We start from the raw sequence: 19,016 nt of genomic DNA, 5'->3' as shown, positions 1-19,016 counted from the left end.
CTATTGGTTATTGGTTAATTGCTCTCTCAACTTTCGCAAAATTGGAATTTGTTCCAACTGTTCCGACCGTATACTATCCCAGTTTAACCCAATTGGACGCGGATAAGTTGTATTAGTTTCAATTACCCCCTCAGCAGTAACAATCCAATTCAGCGCCCAATCGTGAGCTTGCATTGGTAAACGCAAATCTTCGACTATTTGCAAAGGATGCACTGTTGTCACAATTGGCGTATCGATTTGTACTAACCCGAATTCTGTCAACATAGCCAATTCCAAATCGGCAAAACCTGCACCTTTCCCGGTTCTTCCCCCGTTGCGCGCCACCGCTACACAGCCGACTATTACTAAATCAATTGGCTCCATTTCTGCAAAACTTACCAATTTTCCGCAATCGAGTGCTTTGCGGGCGATCCTCTTCGAGGGCTTCGCTAACGCACTTTCGGCAATTGATATATTTTGTCGCTGCAAATCCTCAGCGGTTAACTCAACAAAACAGCGATCTTCTGTCAATCGCGGTACTGCCATATACAGGCGTTTTCCATCTTGCAAAGCTTTCATCCGCACCGGATTTTGCGCCGCATCTGGATTGCACTTAATAGTTTTTGCTTGTTGCCAAATTGGTAAATTTGCCAATTTTTCGGCCGCCACCTGTGCACCGACAAAGTTGGGAATATGACCAAACGGATCGCCAATAGATGCGGCTTGCTGCTTCAGCAAATACCAAATTTCAGATCTTAACTTGTCTTTTTCGCAGTGATATCCAATCCAATCAGTTTTCATGTTGTATTGTGGTACAATGTATCATACAAAAGTTTGCTTTAATACGCCTCATTTCTTCAGTCCGCGAAGGCGGACTTTGTTTGTGTAGTAGCGGTTTTAACCGCCGAATGACCCCAATATATTTTTTTGATTTTACCATTTTATCCTATGAATTTTACCACAAAGCCCAGTTACTATCAAGTCGGTGGGAGTCTCACCAATAACGCTCCCAATTATGTGAAGCGGCAAGCCGACGACGACCTTTATAACGGATTAAAAGCTGGGGAATTTTGCTATGTTTTGAATTCGCGGCAAATGGGCAAATCTAGCTTGCAGGTGCGGACAATTCAGCGGCTGAGAAATGAAGGAATTGCTTGTGCTGCGATCGACATTTCGGAAATTGGCAACCGCGGCGTCACTCCCGAACAGTGGTATGCTGGCTTGCTACGCATTCTCGAAAATAACTTTAACCTGTCGGATATTGTCAACGTGCGGACTTGGTGGCGCGATCGCAATTTTTTAACCCCGGTTCAAAGATTGAGCGAATTCATCGAAACCGTACTCTTACCCAACATTTCCAGCAATATTGTCATTTTTATTGACGAAATCGACAGCATTCTCGCCCTAGATTTTCCCGCCGACGATTTTTTAGCCTTAATTCGATCGTGCTACAACAAGCGCGCCAACAATTCAGAGTTCGATCGCCTAACTTGGGCCCTCTTAGGCGTAGCATCGCCGACGGATTTGTGCCGCGAGCAAAATGCCACCAGCAATACCCCTTTTAATATTGGCAAGGCGATCGAATTAAGTGGTTTTGACGAAACAGAAGCTCAACCGCTAGCAGCGGGGTTGGCAGAGCTGACAGACAGCTCTCAGGAAGTTTTGAGAGAGGTTTTGTATTGGACGGGCGGCCAGCCATTCCTGACTCAGAAGCTGTGCAAACTCTTGTTGGAAAATGCCGAATTTATCCCGAATTTACCCCAGGGCGGGCACGGGGGCACCGCCCCTACATTCGGGGGGAAAGATACCATCCAAAATCCTCAAGAATGGGTTGAGAAGGTAGTGCGCTTGAAAATAGTGGAGAATTGGGAATCTCAGGATGTTCCAGAACATTTGTCCACAATTCGCGATCGGCTTTTCAAAGAAAACCAGCGGATTGTGAGGAGACTCGGATTATATCAGCAAATTTTAGAACAAACTGAAATTCTCCCCGATGGTAGTGCCGAACAAATGGAGTTGCGATTGAGCGGATTAATCGTTAAGCGGGGGGAAAAACTAACAATTTCTAATCCTATTTATCAAGCTGTATTTAACCAAGGACTAATTGAAGAAAAATTACAAAAACTCTCGCCTTACTCGGAAGCAATCAAAGTCTGGCTAAATTCTAGCTGTGAAGATGATTCCCAACTGTTGCGAGGGGATGATTTGCAGTCAGCATTAGTTTGGGCGGCCGGAAAAAGTTTGAGAAACGAAGATTTTCAGTTTTTGACGGCTAGCCAGAAAGTTATTTTGAGCGACCAAAATCAAATGCTGCATTTAGCTACACTAGAAACCAAAAAAGCTGTATGTGATGCCGAAAAAGCTTTGATTGAAGCTGACTCTGCCAAACAAAAAGCCAAACAGTGGATCGGCATCGGTTCTGCGGTACTGGCAGCATCGTTACTGGCGGCGATCGGCTTTTCAACTCTCGCTTACCAGCGGTTTAAACTGGCCCAAGCAAGTATTGAAATCGAACAAAATGGCAGCGATGCTTTATTGTTAGCGGTATCTCAAAAGACAGAAAACAGCGAAGCTTTATCAGAAGCTTTATTGAGGGCGATCGCCTCCGGTAAAAAATTAAAAACATTGGTACAAAATAAACACAAGCTAGAACAATATCCGGCCACTAGACCGCTATTAGCATTACAAATAATTCTTGATAAAATTAGCGCAACACAGGAGACAAAAGCCTCATCACTTCCGCCAACAAAGATAAATTGGCAAGCTCATAAAGGTGCAGTTACCAGCGTCACTTTTAGCCCAAACAGGCAGGTTTTAGCAACCGCAGGAATAGACGATCGAGTTCGGCTTTGGAACTTTTCCGGGCAAAAAATTGCTGAATGGAAAGCTTTACAGCAGTCAGTTAATATGGTAAACTTTAGCCCGAATGGTAAATTTTTAGCGACCGCCGGAAGGGACAGCACAGTTAAAATATGGAATTTATCAGGTAAAAATATTTCTACTTTGAAAGGAATTAAAGGCTCTGTTACCAGTATCAGTTTTAGTCCCGAAGGAAAGTTATTAGCGGGGGCAGGGATAGACAGCTATGCTGCAATTTGGGATTTGTCTAAACTGCCACAATTAGTATCGCCTAGCCTGAAACTCCCAGGTCACAACGGCTTAGTGAGAAGCGTAATTTTTAGCCCAAACGGCGATTTCATAACGACTTTAGATGGCAAATCTACAGTGCGAATTTGGAATTGGTCGGGCAAGCTGAAAAAAACACTGCCTGTTCAAGCAATTGGGCTGAGTTTCACTCCGGCTGAACACCAGTATCGCTTTGCTACAGTAACATTGAATGGCAAAGTTGGGCTGTGGAATCTGTCAGAAAAAGAATTAGTTAAGGAATTTCAAACCTTGCATTTTGATGCGAAATCAATTAGTTTTAGTCCCGACGGAGAACGGCTTGCTACAGTGGGAATTGACAAGACTGTACGGCTGTGGAATTTAGCGGGGCGGCAGGTTGCTCAATTTGAGTTCGAGGAGAATGTTGTTAGTGTCAGTTGGAGTGGAGAGGGAAAGCAAATTGCTGTAGCTGGAAGCAACGGCACTGTCTGGTTGAGGCAGGTTGAAGGGTTAGAAGAATTGCTGAAGCAAAGCTGCGACTTTTTCACCACTCAACCGAAGTATTTTACCAGAGTTTCAACTATCTGCAAGTAGGGACACCGCACCGTGCCCAAAGCGTGTCAACTTAAGCTGCCAGCCCGCCAAGTTCGTTAGTCATCCATCAAGTCCGCCAGGGGTTAGAAACCCCTGTCTAATAGCGAAAGTCCTCTCAAAGAGGACTGAAGAGAAGAATCTCAACTCATTAGTCCTCTTTTAGAGGACTTTAGCTTTGAGGCAGGGGTTTCAACCCCTGCCGGACTATTGGTTGTACCTTAAGTTGACACCTATGGGCACGGTGCGGTGTCCCTACTAATGACTATCAATTTACTTTAACAGGCGAAACACTTACATTAGGATTTGTAACTCTTTTTAAGAGTTCTTGTCGGGCTTGTTCGGGATTTTGACCTTTGGGTACTTGATATAATAATCTACAGGAACCGTCTTGAGGATTAGCTGCACAAATAATTAGTTGACCGTTGCTAGATGCACCTGCTGTGACAACATTCTCCCAGCTTCCTTGCGGTTGCGAGTTGTTGAGAATTCCTGAGACTCTGGTACACCGAGTAATCGCATCTTCTCCTGATTCATTAAAATAGTTATCAGCTAGCCACAAAATAACGGGAATATTTTTGCCTTGTTGGACAGCAATTGTAGCTGGGCGGCCGCCAGCAGCGCCGCAGAAGAATGAAGGCGTTTGGGCAAAGGCTGGACTGTTTGCTAAAATCGGAGCAGCAAGGGCAATAATTGACGCGCTCAAAGCAGACTTTAAGAGCCGAAATTTCATGAGCAGTAATAAGCTTTTTCATTTAAGGTTACTAATAGTCTAAAAAGTTAAACTGTTTGTTGCCGGGAAGATTAGGCATTTAGAGAAAAAAATAAAATTTATTCTGCAAATTTTGGCGATCGCACACACTGGCCTCATCTGGGCCAAAACTCCGGGAAAAAAGCTCGCTGACAAACACCAAATGCCGAAAATAGATGCAGCCCTAGGGGGCGCAGGCGCCAAGGTATAGGGTAAAGGAGTGGTTTTTCACCTTTTTTTGCTGAGCCTCGCTGTTCCTGATGCCGTCCCACCTAAAGTGGAACCTGTGTTAACATCGAAAAAAATATTCTCTTTAATAATCAACAATGGGCAATGTTCTGGTGCTGAACGCCTCCTACGAACCCCTTAACATCACCAATTGGCGAAGGGCGGTAGTTTTGTTGCTGAAAGGAAAAGCAGAACAGGTAGAACACAACGGGAAATTTATTGCGCCAAACTTCCCGCTACCAACTGTGATCCGACTCAGGCATTACGTCCGAGTTCCCTATAAGGATATTCCTCTGACCCGCCGGAATATCTTGCACCGGGACGCACACTCTTGTCAATACTGTAGTTATACGGGCGACGATTTAACCCTCGATCATGTAATTCCCCGATCGCGCGGAGGAGGGGACAGTTGGGAAAACCTCGTCACCGCCTGCGTGCGCTGCAATGTCAATAAAGGCAGCCGCACGCCAAAAGAAGCGGGAATGTCGCTGCGCTATCCGCCTAGGAAACCTCACAGTGGTCTTTATTTTGAAGTGACTAAACACGTTAAGAGCGGTATGCACAAAGAATGGCAAAAATATGTAATAGGCCTTTAAAACCCCTGTCAGCGCAAGCGCGGGGGTTTTTTGCGGGAGTTCTGAGTCCTGAGATTGCTTCGTTCCGGGCAACACACACTCTTTGCGTGAATTAAAAAATTAAAGAGAGAATTTACGCTCTTAAATCAGGTTTGTCGTAAAAAGTATGGGCTTTGACAAAAAGGCATCTACAAAGAAACCGGGTTTAAGATCGAATGTCGTGCAAATCCTGAAATAGTTAAATTGTTAATTTTCAACGATGAAAGACCATCCCCCTAACAATTCCGATGAAACATCCGGCAATCGCGAAGGTGAACTTGAGGCCAGCAGCGAGGTTGTACCCGCAGTGAGTGCCCCTGGGAAACGGCGCAGCAAAGCCGAAGTTGTTTCCGAAGAGAATCGCGGCCGTCTCCGCGAGGAATTGCACGATCGCAAAGTCGAGCAATTGCGCCAAATGTTCGATCGGCACAAAGGCACTCGCCAGTTAATCTTGCTGCAAGATTTTCCAGATCCCGACGCACTTTCCAGCGCTTGGACTTACAAATTAATCGCCGAACAATACGATATCCAATGCGAGATTATCTACGCCGGTGCCCTCAGCCACCAAGAAAATATTGCCTTAGTTAAATTGACAGGGTTGCCGTTGCAGCGCTGGACGGTGGAAACAGTAAAAACTAAGGATTTGTCGGTGTTTCAGGGCTGCGCTTTCATTGACAACCAAGGGACTACTTGTAACTTAACCCAGTATATTTTAGCGGCTGGAGTTCCGATCGCCGCCGTCATCGATCATCACAATTTGCAGGGGGAAATGAACGCAGAATTTACCGATTTGCGCCCTCAAATCCGCGCTACAGCCACGATTTTTGCCGAGTATTTACAGGCTGGACTGCTAAATCTCGACGCCAGCGTCAGTCTGCACATCAAGTGCGCCACAGCTTTGATGCACGGTTTGCGATCGGATACGATCGCCCTCAGACAAGCTCAGGAGGAGGACTTTCTAGCTGCGGCTTATTTGAGCAGGTTTTACGACCCGCAGTTGCTGAATGCCGTGTTACAGTCGTCTCGTTCTAAGTGGGTGATGGACGCGATCGAGCGATCGCTCAAACACCGCACCGTCCAGAACAATTTTTCGATCGCCGGCATCGGCTACCTCCGCTATGACGATCGGGATTCTATTCCCCAAGCGGCGGACTTTTTAGTAACAGAAGAGAACGTACATACAGCCGTTGTTTACGCAATTGTTCACGACAAAGACGAAGAAATTGAAGTAGTAATTGGCTCCCTGCGAACTAATAAACTTACTCTCGACCCCGACGAATTCATTAAAGAAGCCTTCGGTCAAGATGCTCAAGGACGCTTTTTTGGGGGTGGTAGAAGTCAAGCCGGAGGTTTTGAAATTCCCGTGGGGTTTCTTTCCGGCGGGAATGAGAAGAGCGATTATGCAAGGCTGAAATGGGAAGTATTTGATGCTCAGATTAAGCAAAAACTGCTGAATTTAATTAGTCCTAAAGACAATCCTGTTTACGATCATTAACTCTGGAGTTTTTAGGTGCGGTCTTGATTCCAGCCACAGCCTGGGAATGCCGCTGGGTTAGACCTCCCGTTGCTACCAGGTTTTGCCGTGTTTTTTGCTCATTCCGGGCCAAATCTTAACTTGACAATCAGTCCTGCCCGCACTCCAACTCTCATCAACCAGGTTTTTTAACTCTTATTGAGGGTTTGAACTTACGCCCAGTCCACCTCTGCCATAAACAGGCCGGAAAGCCTGTGCATAAAAAGCTTATGGACAATGGTGTAAGATGTCAGTTTTAACGAAGTAAGGGGGTTGAAAAACCCGATTTATCCCTCCAGGACTAACAGTAATAAAAATTCTACCAATTTCCCAAAATCATACACCAAAGAAACCGGGTTTTTTAACTATTGTCAAGGGATACAACGGGAGCATCTCAATGAAAGCAGGCAAGCTAGAAATTGGAGTTTAGAGGCCCGATGCTGCGGGGCAGGAGGCAGGAGGGAAGAGGAAGAAGGAAGGAGCCAGAAGAAGTGTTTTTACAAATATGAGATGCTCCCGATACAACGAAGTATTATGGTAAAAAAAACCAGGTTGGGGGGCAAATTTAGTTTGTTCTAGTTTACTAAGCTCCCCAACAGTTCTTAAGTTTTAACAATTAGACAGGGGTGATTTTTTGAGATTTTATTATTTATTCGCTCAATCAATCACAAGTTCTTATATAGCAATCCTTGCAGGAGTCGTATTTTTTTTAGCTCAACCCTCCCCGAACCCAAGGGGAGGGAGTAAGAAATTCACAAAGGATTTATGATTGCTATAGTTGGGACAGGAGATTTTTGATAAAAATTAGCCAAAAAACGCTTGAGAAAAAGCAAAATAGATGCAAAACAACCTAAACTCTAGGCTAAATGATACACTAAAAGTAATTGTAGCAATCAAAAAAAAGTTTGGCTGGCAACAGAAATATGGTTTTTTTCTAAGCCCAGCTAGCGATTCCTAGGATTTAAAACAAATTATTATATTTATTTGTCGCGGGTTAGAATAGTAGAAAATAGCTGGAAAAAACAAGGAACACGGAGATGTCTACAAAACAGACTTTCTCTTGGTCGTTAGAGAAAAGCATAGAAAAAGTTTCAGAAATTGCACTTAAAATCAACGAGTTCGTGGATCTGGAGACAATTCTGCAATGTGCGCTACAAGAAACCAGGGTGCTGCTGCAAACAGATCGCGTGATTATTTATCGCTTCCTACCGCATAGAGATAGGGTAGTATTTGCTGAATCTGTTGGCGATCGGTGGCGGCCCATCCAGGGGCAAGTGATTCCTGACCCTTGCCTGGAAGCAAACTGGGTAGAGCGTTACAGCCAGGGACAAACGAGTGCCATTTCTGATATTCACGCTGGTGATCTTCAAGCTTGTGATGTCGAATTGCTCGATCGCATCCAAGTTCAGGCAAATTTAGTTGCGCCCATCTTGCTAAATGACCAACAGCAGCAATCTCCGAAGCTTTGGGGACTGTTGATTGCTCATCAATGCCGAAGTCCGCGTCAGTGGGAACCTCTCGACCTTGAGATCCTGCAACAGGTTGCAATGCACATCGGGTTGAGGATGCGGCACTTGGAATCTCACGGCCCGGTGCTGGGGCCAACTCAACCGCCGGAACTCGAAACAGAACCAAATCAAACTGAGCCCAATACCGAAAGCGCGCCAAGAGTCAATCATCAAAATTGTCTCCAACCAGAGTTGGCCTGTTCCCTGAGTGGGGAAATTGTTCACCTCAAAGCCTTTGACTTGTTGCAAAACCCGATCTGGATATTTGATATTGAGGATTGGCAAATCCGGTGGGCCAACCAAGCCTCCTTGTACCTGTGGAATGCTTCGACGCGACAGCAACTCGCGAGCCACAACTTTAGGGATATGTTGTCAGAGTGTACTCGGATTCGCTTGCAGGGCTATCTGGAGCAGTTTGAGCAAGGCCAAACCTTGTCTGAGCAGTGGACGTTTTACCCGGCCGGTGAGCCTGTTTCTGTCGGCTGTCGGTGCTCTGGCATCAGGATTGATAGCGGGCGTTTGGCAATCCTGGTGGAGGGTAAGGTCGAAACCGCTCCTCAAATCGAACCGGAAACCCTACGATCGATCGAGGCAATCCGACACACCTCGCTAATGGTTTCGCTCTACACCCTCGAAGGTGTGCCGCTGCTGCAAAACCCGGCGGCCTTGGGCTGTTACGGGGATGCGCTGCACCCTGGCTGTGCGACAGATAATGCTTTTCTGAGCCGCTTTGTTGACTCTCAAGTAGGAGAGCGAGCAATGGCAGTTATTCAGTCCGGTGAGGTATTTAGCACGGAGGCTCAAGTGATTACTCTGGCGGGAATTCGCTGGCATGGGATCGACGTGCGGTGTACCAACGACCCGGTAACAGGCAACCCGATGTTGCTCGTGAACGAAAAAGACATTACCGACCGCCAGCAGGTAGAAACAGCCCTCCAAAAGAGTGAAACCCGGTTGTCAGAAGCCCAGCGGGTTGCCCACATCGGTAGCTGGGAATTTGACGTGATTGCCGGTAAAATTACCTGGTCTCCCGAACTCTTCAAGATTTTGGGACGATCCAGGGCCCTGGGCGAACCTACCTATGAAGAAAACCTGCGGCTTTACCATCCAGAAAGTGCCAAACAGCTACACCGGGTAGTTCAACGAGCACTCTCTCACGCAGAGCCTTATCTATTGCGCCTCAGAATCGTGCGCCCGAATGGTTCTATCCGCCATACCGAAGCCAGAGGACAGGTTCAACTCAATGCAGAGGGAAAAGTCATTCGGTTGTTTGGTACATGCCAAGACATTACGGATCTTGTCCAGGCGGAAACAGAACTCAGAGAATTGAGTACAGCTCTTGCTAATGCCGTTGAGGGCATCTCGCGGCTGGATATTTTCGGACGGTACATCACCGTTAATCAAGCCTACGCGAATCTAGCAGGTTATCAGCCTGAAGAAATGGTTGGTATGAGTTGGCAGAAAACAGTTCATCCCGAAGACTGCGACAGGATGAGGGCCGCTTATCAAAAAATGCTAGCCTGCGGCCGAGTGGAGGTTGAGGCCCGGGGTATCCGGAAAGATGGCTCGATCTTTTACAAGCAGGTGGTGATGTTGGCAGCCTACGACTCGCAGGAGCGATCGATCGGGCATCACTGCTTTATGAAAAATATCACCGATCGCAAGCAAGCAGAAGCAGCATTGCAACAAGAGTTCGAGCGTCTGGCGGTGGTGATTGCCACCCAACAGGAAATCGCCACCCCCAATCCTAACCTGGATGCAGTGATGGCGGTGATTACCGATCGAACTCAAAAATCGCTCGGTGCCGATGGGGCCGTGATTGAAATGCTGGAAGGGGAAGAGTTGGTGTATCGGGCAGCGAGCGGTATCGCCAGCGCCTATGTGGGATTACGGATCAAAGTAGGGACAAGTTTATCGGGAAAATGTATTGCCACCGGCCAAATCATGCTTTGCGATGATTCACAAACCGATACACGGGTGGAGCAGTCTGTCTGTCAGCGCATTGGTATCCGGTCACTGGTGGTTGTTCCCTTGTTCTATCAGGACGATCGGGTGGGCGTCTTAAAAGTTGTTTCAGCTAAACCCTGTGCCTTTACACAGTCCGATATTCATACCTTACAACTGATGGCGGGGTTTTTGGGGGGTAGCCTGCATCTGGCTTCAGAGTTTGATGCTAAAAACATTCTCCTGAGTCAATTGCTCGAGAGCGAGGAACGGTACCGTTCTGTGATTACAAGCATGACTGAAGGCGTCGTAGTTCAGCTAGCAGACGGACAAATTACTACCTGTAATGCTAGTGCCGCAAGGATTCTCGGACTGACCCCCGAACAAATGATGGGGCGTACATCCATAGATTTAGACTGGCGAACCGTTCAGGAAGATGGCTCTCCCTTCCCCGGCCAACAGCATCCGGCAATGATTACCCTACGGACGGGAAAACCGGTATCAAATGTGGTTATGGGCATTCACAAATCGGATAAAACGCTGACTTGGATTTCGATTAATTCGCAACCGCTGTTCCAAATGAATCAGTCTCAACCCTATGGGGTAGTAACAACTTTTGCTGATATTACAGAACGCAAGCAGGCAGAGGAGATGCTCAGAAATCAGGCTCAGCGAGACAGATTAATCGCCGCGACAGATGGGTTAACCCAAGTAGCAAACCGTCGCTGTTTCGATGAGCAATTGCAGTCGGAATGGCAGCGATTGAACCAGGGACAGCAGTTGTTGTCCCTGATTATGTTGGATGTAGATTATTTCAAGCGATATAACGATTGCTACGGACATCAAGCTGGGGATATTTGTTTAGTAAAAGTGGCTTCATCGGCGGCACTTGCGGTTAAACGTTCATCGGATCTGTTTGCACGTTACGGGGGCGAAGAATTCGCTGCTATCCTACCGAATACGGATGCGGATGGCGCGATCGCGGTTGCTGAGTCGATCCGAGAGGCAATCCGAGATTTGGGAATCCCTCACGAGCAATCTGATGTGAGCGCGATCGTGACTGTTAGCATGGGAATTGCAACTGTGATTCCCAGTGCGGAAACATCACCGGATGAACTCGTTGCCCTCGCCGATCGAGCATTATATGATGCGAAACGACAAGGGCGCGATCGCTACACAAGCGCCAACCAGATGACGGCGCCAGATTTCAATCCAGTTGTAGAATAGGCAAAAGGTAGGTATCTCCTAGACCGCTCCTAGAAAAACGGGATAATAAAATGCCTGGAAGTATTGATATATGGTTATTTATCTGATCCGGCACGGTATCGCCGCCGCACCCGAAGAATATGATACAGACTCTGAACGCCCGCTGACTAAAGAGGGCGATCGTAAAACCAGGAAAATTGCCCAACGGCTGTACGAACTCGAAATTCAGTTTGACTTGATTCTCACCAGTCCCCTACTGCGGGCCCAGCAAACGGCGCAAATCCTGCAAACAGTCGGTTTGAGTTCCCAAATAGAAGAATCCGCCACCCTCGCACCTTCAGGAGACATCGGGAACTGGCTGGAGTGGTACAAACAGTGGCAGGAAATAGGTAGCCGCAGCTTGGCCCTGGTGGGCCACCAACCAGACTTAGGCCACTGGGCAGAAACTTTGCTTTGGGCTCGATCGCAAGATGCCCTCATTCTCAAAAAAGCAGGTATCATCGGCTTAATCCTCCCGGAAACGGGTTCCCCTGTGGGCCGCAGCCAAATGTTTTGGCTAACTGCGCCCAAGTTTTTGCTGCAGTAGAAACAGGGAACTGCCCCGACATTAACAGGACGCGCCAGCCCTCTTAAACCCGCATTCTGGGACGGGGAAACCGGGAAAAAGGGGCGACAATACGCAGCGGTGCGATCGGACTGTCTGTTGAAAAACCCGGTTTCTGAACCCGAATTAAATGATAATCTGTCAAGACTGTGACACTATCTTCGTTTCTGGTAATGTACTTTTAGTAGATTGAACTCACACAAAACGGTATCGCAATGGTCGTCGGCGAATTCAAACCAGGTTTAGAAGGTGTTCCCGCCACCTTGTCCAGCATTAGCTACGTCGATGGACAAAAAGGGTTGCTGGAATATCGCGGGATTAGCATCGAGGAACTGGCGCTGAAAAGTTCCTTTCTCGAAACTTCATATTTATTAATCTGGGGGGTACTTCCGACAAAGGAAGAACTAGAAGCTTTCGAGCATGAAATTCGCTATCACCGCCGGATCAAATATCGCATCCGGGACATGATGAAATGCTTTCCAGAAAGAGGACATCCAATGGATGCCCTGCAAGCTTCAGCTGCCGCCCTGGGCTTGTTCTACTCTCGCAGAGCTCTGGCTAACCCAGCATACATTCGAGAAGCTGTAGTGCGGCTGCTAGCTAAGATTCCCACAATGGTAGCAGCGTTCCAGCAAATGCGACGGGGAAATGATCCGGTGCGGCCGAGGGATGACTTGAACTACTCGGCTAACTTTCTTTATATGCTCAACGAGCAAGAACCCGATCCCCTGTTAGCTAGCATTTTTGACACTTGTCTGACTCTCCATGCTGAACATACCATTAATGCCTCTACATTTTCGGCAATGGTAACAGCTTCGACACTGACAGACCCTTACGGAGTGATTGCTTCAGCAGTTGGCACTTTGGCGGGGCCGCTGCACGGGGGAGCTAATGAAGAAGTGATTGATATGTTGGAGCAAATTGGTTCGGTAGAAAACGTGCGGGCTTTTGTCGAGAAGAGTGTTGCAAATAAGGACAAAATCATGGGTTTCGGTCACCGAGTTTACAAGGTGAAAGATCCGAGAGCAACTATTCTTCAGAGGTTAGCGGAACAGTTGTTTGAGAACTTCGGCCACGACGATTATTACGACATTGCTATCAAGTTAGAAGAAGTGGTTGAGGAAAAACTAGCTCACAAGGGAATTTATGCAAATGTAGATTTCTATTCGGGTTTGGTTTACCGCAAAATGGGAATTCCGCTGGACTTATTTACACCAGTTTTTGCGATCGCCCGCGTTGCTGGCTGGTTGGCCCACTGGAAGGAACAGCTAGAAGCAAACCGCATTTACCGCCCGACTCAAATATATACGGGGACTCACGGTGCTCCTTATATTGCGATCGAGGACAGACTCCCATCTTAAAGCTAAATTATCAACCCAGATATGTAAATGGCGAGAATAATTGTTTTGCTTTCATGAAGTGTGGAATTAAAAATTGCTTTCGCCTTCCGAGTCACGAAGCAATCTCTGTCTGCCAAAAGCTGTCGTGCTGGGTTGCACCCCTCTTGTATGTTGTGGTGTTGGTTGGCGACAATAGTAAGAAGTGACGATTTTCAGGAACTCCGGTCCTCAGACTTGCTGGTCTGAGGTTTTTTATTGCAATATTAATATCAACCACCCCAGTAACGCGCTACATTATATCGTTTCCGGTTGTATCGGAATGATTTAACCGCAGAGGGCGCAGAGAACGCAGAGGGAGAGAATACAGAGAGGAATAATTCCGATGCTACCGGATTTGATATTACTGGGCCTGTAAGCGGGGGAGGCGCACCGTACTTTTATTCCTCCGAATGTACCTGCTTAACTTCCTCCAAAGTTAGCCCCAGCAACTCTGCTATTTGCTCGTCTTTCAAGCCGAATTGGCGTAACTTACCAACCATTTCAATCTTGGCTTGATACTGGTATCGCTGAAAGTCAGGAGTCGCAGGCCGGCTTTTATTTGGGGTAGGAGTGGGGCGATCGGAGCAAATATTGATGTAACCCATAATGTTACTAATATTGTTATCGCCAAAACTAATATTGAGATTTCCTTTCCGTTCTAAAACCGATTTAAGATTGTGTTTATCAACGGGTTCATCAAACACATCTGATAACATTTGCAAAAGCTCGTAACCTCTATCCTTAACGTGACCTTCCGAAAGACGATAACTATCGGCAATCTCAGCATACTTTTGTCGATTCAGAGTTCCCTCGATAATTCCACGCTGTAAATCATAAAAAACACTCGGTAAGTGGGAAACTCAGCGACTTCAGTCCTGAGAGGAAAACGGCTCGGCGATTTCAATCGCCTTGAATCTTTCTTTATCCATTACCGCCTTGGAGTTGCTTGGTTCAGTGTACTTTTGTAATGTACTTTCGACAGGACAGTTACCGCCTCAAACTTTGCAACCCTGTACGCATAATGTTTGCTCTTGTGGAGCCTCCCTTGCGGGGTAATGTTCGCTTCGACCTGTTATAAAGGCTTGTTAGACCTGCAACACTGTTTCAGTGACTTTAAAACTGTTTAATTGCAGATGACAGAGGGGAAAACTAGCGTCGCATTCTCCGGTGTCGTGACCTAAATAACGTTTCCTCTTGCGAGGGGTCTGGTCAGAATAGCTTGCAATTTCTTACAAGCTCAGTGGCTTTAGCCCTGAGTTCCTGACTGAGGCGTTTACCTGTCTTATCGTAGACAACTTGATCTACAAATTCGAGTACCTCGCGAATATCCATTATCAAGGCTGTGAGAAACTTCGATTATTATATCCGACTTTTACCGCCTCGATCCGTCTTTTTCCGACTTATAACCGAAAGGTTAGAAAGATCCGTCTTTTCCCGCTTTTCAGCTTAGGGGCGATCGCTATAGTATGTGGAGGAGTGATAAAGATGAGCTTGACATAAAGCGGTAGCTGTAAGCAAAAGGCTATTCGAGAGAATTCTCAAAGCGCTGACGCCGATCGGTTCTAAGAAAAAAGCTGTAGGCTGAGCACTCAATAAACTAGAAAAGCTCAAGGAACCAAGTGTTATGGCCAGACTTAAACTTCTGCGTGTGGCGACTTCCCTTTCTGCTGTCGTAATTCCGTTTTTGCCTTTGGGTTACAGCGGTGCGATCGCTCAAGAGTATCCGGGCTGTTTCTGGACAGATCCCAAAACGGGCAACCACATATCCCTTGAGCCACTATGTGAGAGAGGACGGATAGACGATGCTATAAAGGCAATAGAACGAAATCAAAACCCCTTGATTGCCACTGGTTTGAGGGTACAATCCACCGACAATCCATACCTGGTTAGGGTAACAGGTAAAATCACGAACCGCAGCAGTAGACCCATTAAGATTGGTATCCCGGATCTTCAGATCGGTAAAGGCAATACAATTCTCTACACGAAGCCGGTCATCATTAATCAAACTTTACAGCCGGGTCAATCAGTTGCTATCAACGAATCCATTGTTAAAAGTTCGTTAGGAGTAAGTTTTATGGGTGGACTGGAAGTTAAAATTGAGGATTGGGACTCTAGCGACTAAGGGGAATTAAAATCTATCCTCTTTATTTCATAAATCGCCCGAACCGAAAGGATAAAAAGCTTAAAAATGCGATCAATATACTTACATACACCCATCAATTTAATCATGAATTTTCTATACCAAGCTATCACCATCGTGGCAATTCCACTGACAATAGGTATAACCCCTAATGCTGCGTCTAGCCATGCTCCCATAGTTATTATATCTCAAGCGAGTTCCACAGACTTCTATACAAGGGGTGACGACTTTTTTAATAACAAAGACTATAAAGGAGCAATTGAAGCCTACACCCAAGCTATCAAAATCAATCCTAATTTTGCTGAAGCACACCAAAGCCGATGTTTGTCACGACTTCTGATCGGGGACTATCCTGCTGCACTTGGAGACTGCAATAATGCCATCCGCATTCGACCTAATTATGCTGATGCTTACCGCATTCGGGGTACTGTTCGTCTTAACTTAAAAGATATTAGAGCAACAGTTGCCGACTGGCAAACAGCAGCCAACCTTTATAATGCTCAAGGAGATAGAGAAAGCTTTGAGTACATGATGTCTCGCCTCAAAAATGTTCAGCAAGAACTTCAGCGGATACAGCAGCGATGACTGGGAATTTTAACCTTTGAAAAAAATATAACGAGCAACGTTACCTGTGGCCGCTAGCCAGTATTATTGATGCCCCACGCACAAAATTAGCGGGCGATCGTACTCAAGCGTTTTTTTGGGTATTGTGGGTGAGAGGCAATATTTATCATGGCAAAAACCCGGTTTCTACCTTGATTTGAGAGGACGGGCGATCGCACTCAAGAAACCGGGTTTTCGATCGCGATATAAAGGTGAGATAGTTTGTGGCAAATTTGGCAAGGAGCGATCTGTTTTTATGCCTTTACGCCACGGTGAGCGATCGGTTTTGTCCCCTGGTACGCCAGGGGTTGAAAACCCCTGTCTCATAGCGAAAGTCGGTTGAAACCGACTGGAAAAAAACATTAAAATGCTTGTAAAAAATGTATTTTTCAGTCCTCTTTTAGAGGACTTTCGCTATGAGACGGGGGTTTTTAACCCCCGGCGGGCTTGTGGGTTGGCGTACAGATTTTGACTTGTTTTGACAAGAAGCGGTTTCAACCGCCGAATCTAAACAGATTGAGCTACATGATGGCGGCTGGTCAACTTATCCAATTGATTCACCAACAAACTGAGGAACAATCCCACATCGGTAACAACTCCAATAGACTCGATCGAACCCCGATCGCTCAATTTCGTCACCACCGCCGGATTAATGTCCACACAGACCATCTTCACACCAGCCGGCGTCATATTTCCCACACCAATTGAGTGCAGCATAGACGACAGCATTAACACCATATCCGCACCTCGTAACAGCTCAGTATATTCTTCTTGAGCCTTAACTAAATCCATTTGCGTGTCGGGAAGTGGGCCGTCATCGCGGATCGAACCGGCAAGAGAAAACGGTATATTGTTCTTCACGCACTCGTACATCACACCGTTAGTAACCAACCCTGCTTCAACAGCTTTTGCAATACTCCCGTAACGCCGCACAGTGTTAATTATTTTCAAGTGATGCCGGTGTCCGCCGCGCACAGCAATACCGCGTTTCATGTCAACCCCTAAAGAGGTTCCCATATTTGATTGTTCCATGTCGTGAACTGCGATCGCATTTCCGCCCAACAACGCTTGCACGTAACCTTCGCGAATCAAATGCGCTAAATGTTCGCCACCGCCAGTGTGGATAACAACAGGCCCCGCCGTAACTACAACTTTGCCACCGCGATCGCGAATTTGGCGCAATTCCCAGGCTACTTGTTCCACGACCAATTCTACGCGGCGCTCGCTAGAAACGCTGCCCGACATAAAGCTGAATTCTTGAGAATTGCGCTGTTCCCGCGATTCTGTTTTGCGGATGGTGCGGATGCCGACCACATCAACAACTACTTTTTCTCCTACTTTTAAATCGCGCAATAATTTGCATTTAGCCACTGGGCCATCAGCGGTTTCAGTAATAGCAACAGCACCATCCATCCGCTGATTTTGCGCTTTCACCCACTGACCATTTACCCGCACTTCCGTGGGATAAATTGTACTTACATAAAAGTCGTCCGGGCCAACGCCATCTTGGACTACCGGTTCTAAAATAGCGTCGCAAATCTCTTGTGGTGGCGGCACTGCACCCAAGTCAATCAGCATTCCCATCATTTCTTCCATCACATCGTGGGAAGGAGCCGAAACTTTAACGTCCGCAGATGATGTGCTTTGCCGCTGCTCTCCCAGATTGAAATTGAGCACTTGGAAACTGCCACCGAGATCGACAATTAAGTCTAAAGCGCGGCTGATTAAACCTGCATCGAGCAAGTGACCTTCCATGCGAATTGTGCGGCTTTCTACCATCACGTTTGCCGAGCGATCTTCTTGCACCGGTTCCGTTACCCGCAGCGTCAAACACTTACAGGCGCCGCCCGCTTTCAGAAATTCGCTCATCGGCGTTTCAATTACTTGAAAACCGGCCTGAGTAATGCGCGTTTTCAAGGCTTCGCTAACCTTGTTCATTACCACAACTTTGTCAATATTGACCGCATTGCAGGCAAAATTTGCGGCATCGGCTTCTTCAATAGCAATGCGTTTTTCCGGCGCAACTCGCATTTCGATTAAGCGGTTGGAATACGAGTCAAATGCTGCTGGATAGTAGAGCAAATATCCGCCTGTCAGAGGACAAAAACAGGTGTCTAGGTGATAGAAACGTTCGTCAACTAAACGCAGGGAAAGCACTTCTATGTTGAGCCATTTTGCTAGTAGCGGGTGCGAGTCGAGCTCGGAACGGAAGCCGTATCCGGCCCACAACCAGCGTCCTTCGCGATCGAGTAAAGCATCGCCAGCGCCCTCAAACGGCAAGTCTTTCGGGAGTTCGTGCACGGTGAAACCTTTGCTTTCAAACCATGCTTTGAAATAGGGTTCTTCGCCTTGGCGTTCTTTGTGATAGAAACGGCTGAGGACGAAGGTATTGCCTAAAAGTAAGCCTGCGTTGGCGGTGAAAACCATATCCGGCCAGCCTTTTGCCGGCGGTACGAGGTCTACCACGGCGTTGTCTTTGAGGACGTGGTAGAGTTTTTCCCACTGTTCGACGGCGCGATCGCGCGATGATTTGTGGACATTTCCTTCCATCCACGGATTAATCACGTAATCCACATCGTAGTGGTCGGGAGCACACATGAGGAAGCGAATTGAGTCAGTCATAATTCAGTTAAAATGTGGTAGACGCTACAGCAGACGTATGTTGACAGAGTTTGTATAATAGCAACTGTAATATTCACTACTAATTTTAGCAGCGCAACGTCTGGAGCCTCAAAAGGCTAACTCTTTATTATATCATGTTTAAAATGAGATTACACTAAGGAATGAGAATTAAATAACTTCCACTCTTGAAAGTGGGATGGGCGTCCCGCCCGTCCAAAAAGGACGGGCG

The 19,016-nt window shown here is 46.8% G+C and carries 13 protein-coding genes; 8 read left to right on the top strand and 5 right to left on the bottom strand.

Going from position 1 to position 19,016, the window contains the following annotated elements; translation table 11 throughout:
- Nucleotides 1-780 (bottom strand): 5-formyltetrahydrofolate cyclo-ligase, encoded by a 780-nt coding sequence (locus QUA16_RS20225; RefSeq protein ID WP_333106873.1) that lies wholly within the window; start codon nt 778-780, stop codon nt 1-3.
- A gap of 147 nt (nt 781-927) precedes the next feature.
- Between QUA16_RS20225 and QUA16_RS20220 the strand changes: the two genes are divergently transcribed.
- Entirely contained in the window at nt 928-3,678 is a 2,751-nt protein-coding gene (locus QUA16_RS20220; protein WP_333106874.1) for an AAA-like domain-containing protein, read from the top strand.
- 265 nt (nt 3,679-3,943) lie between these two features.
- Here QUA16_RS20220 and QUA16_RS20215 read toward each other — a convergent pair whose 3' ends face one another.
- Nucleotides 3,944-4,408, bottom strand: a complete 465-nt coding sequence (locus QUA16_RS20215) for a COP23 domain-containing protein (protein ID WP_333106875.1) — start codon at nt 4,406-4,408, stop codon at nt 3,944-3,946.
- 344 nt (nt 4,409-4,752) lie between these two features.
- Between QUA16_RS20215 and QUA16_RS20210 the strand changes: the two genes are divergently transcribed.
- From QUA16_RS20210 to QUA16_RS20190, 5 genes are all read left to right on the top strand, one after another.
- Entirely contained in the window at nt 4,753-5,250 is a 498-nt protein-coding gene (locus QUA16_RS20210; protein ID WP_006633674.1) for an HNH endonuclease, read from the top strand.
- 238 nt (nt 5,251-5,488) lie between these two features.
- Nucleotides 5,489-6,763, top strand: a complete 1,275-nt coding sequence (locus tag QUA16_RS20205; protein WP_333106876.1) for a bifunctional oligoribonuclease/PAP phosphatase NrnA — start codon at nt 5,489-5,491, stop codon at nt 6,761-6,763.
- 1,055 nt (nt 6,764-7,818) lie between these two features.
- Nucleotides 7,819-11,460 carry a diguanylate cyclase domain-containing protein gene (locus QUA16_RS20200; RefSeq protein ID WP_333106877.1) on the top strand — a complete coding sequence of 1,214 codons (3,642 nt, stop codon included), beginning with the start codon at nt 7,819-7,821 and terminating at the stop codon, nt 11,458-11,460.
- Between the two features lie 70 nt (nt 11,461-11,530).
- Nucleotides 11,531-12,025 (top strand): phosphohistidine phosphatase SixA, encoded by a 495-nt coding sequence (gene sixA, locus QUA16_RS20195; RefSeq protein ID WP_333106878.1) that lies wholly within the window; start codon nt 11,531-11,533, stop codon nt 12,023-12,025.
- 233 nt (nt 12,026-12,258) lie between these two features.
- Complete coding sequence (locus QUA16_RS20190; protein WP_333106879.1) at nt 12,259-13,404, top strand: citrate synthase; 1,146 nt, start codon at nt 12,259-12,261, stop codon at nt 13,402-13,404.
- 416 nt (nt 13,405-13,820) lie between these two features.
- Here the strand turns inward: QUA16_RS20190 and QUA16_RS20185 are convergent, their stop codons facing one another.
- Nucleotides 13,821-14,138 carry a hypothetical protein gene (locus tag QUA16_RS20185; RefSeq protein ID WP_333106880.1) on the bottom strand — a complete coding sequence of 106 codons (318 nt, stop codon included), beginning with the start codon at nt 14,136-14,138 and terminating at the stop codon, nt 13,821-13,823.
- A 908-nt stretch (nt 14,139-15,046) separates the two neighbouring features.
- Here QUA16_RS20185 and QUA16_RS20180 point away from each other — a divergent pair.
- Together QUA16_RS20180 and QUA16_RS20175 are read left to right on the top strand one after the other, a co-directional pair.
- Nucleotides 15,047-15,544 carry a hypothetical protein gene (locus QUA16_RS20180; RefSeq protein ID WP_333106881.1) on the top strand — a complete coding sequence of 166 codons (498 nt, stop codon included), beginning with the start codon at nt 15,047-15,049 and terminating at the stop codon, nt 15,542-15,544.
- A 105-nt stretch (nt 15,545-15,649) separates the two neighbouring features.
- Nucleotides 15,650-16,147, top strand: a complete 498-nt coding sequence (locus tag QUA16_RS20175; protein WP_333106882.1) for a tetratricopeptide repeat protein — start codon at nt 15,650-15,652, stop codon at nt 16,145-16,147.
- A gap of 165 nt (nt 16,148-16,312) precedes the next feature.
- Here QUA16_RS20175 and QUA16_RS20170 read toward each other — a convergent pair whose 3' ends face one another.
- Both QUA16_RS20170 and argZ read right to left on the bottom strand, forming a co-directional pair.
- Nucleotides 16,313-16,492: a hypothetical protein gene (locus tag QUA16_RS20170; RefSeq protein WP_333054604.1), complete on the bottom strand. Its 180-nt coding sequence runs from the start codon at nt 16,490-16,492 to the stop codon at nt 16,313-16,315.
- 180 nt (nt 16,493-16,672) lie between these two features.
- Nucleotides 16,673-18,787: a bifunctional arginine dihydrolase/ornithine cyclodeaminase gene (argZ, locus tag QUA16_RS20165; RefSeq protein ID WP_333106884.1), complete on the bottom strand. Its 2,115-nt coding sequence runs from the start codon at nt 18,785-18,787 to the stop codon at nt 16,673-16,675.
- Nucleotides 18,788-19,016: the final 229 nt, after the last annotated feature.

Source organism: Microcoleus sp. S13_C3, assembly GCF_036700905.1.
In the GTDB taxonomy this organism is placed as follows: domain Bacteria; phylum Cyanobacteriota; class Cyanobacteriia; order Cyanobacteriales; family Microcoleaceae; genus Microcoleus.
The sequence above is the reverse complement of the archived record's forward strand: the minus strand, read 5'-3'. Positions and strand labels throughout refer to the sequence as shown.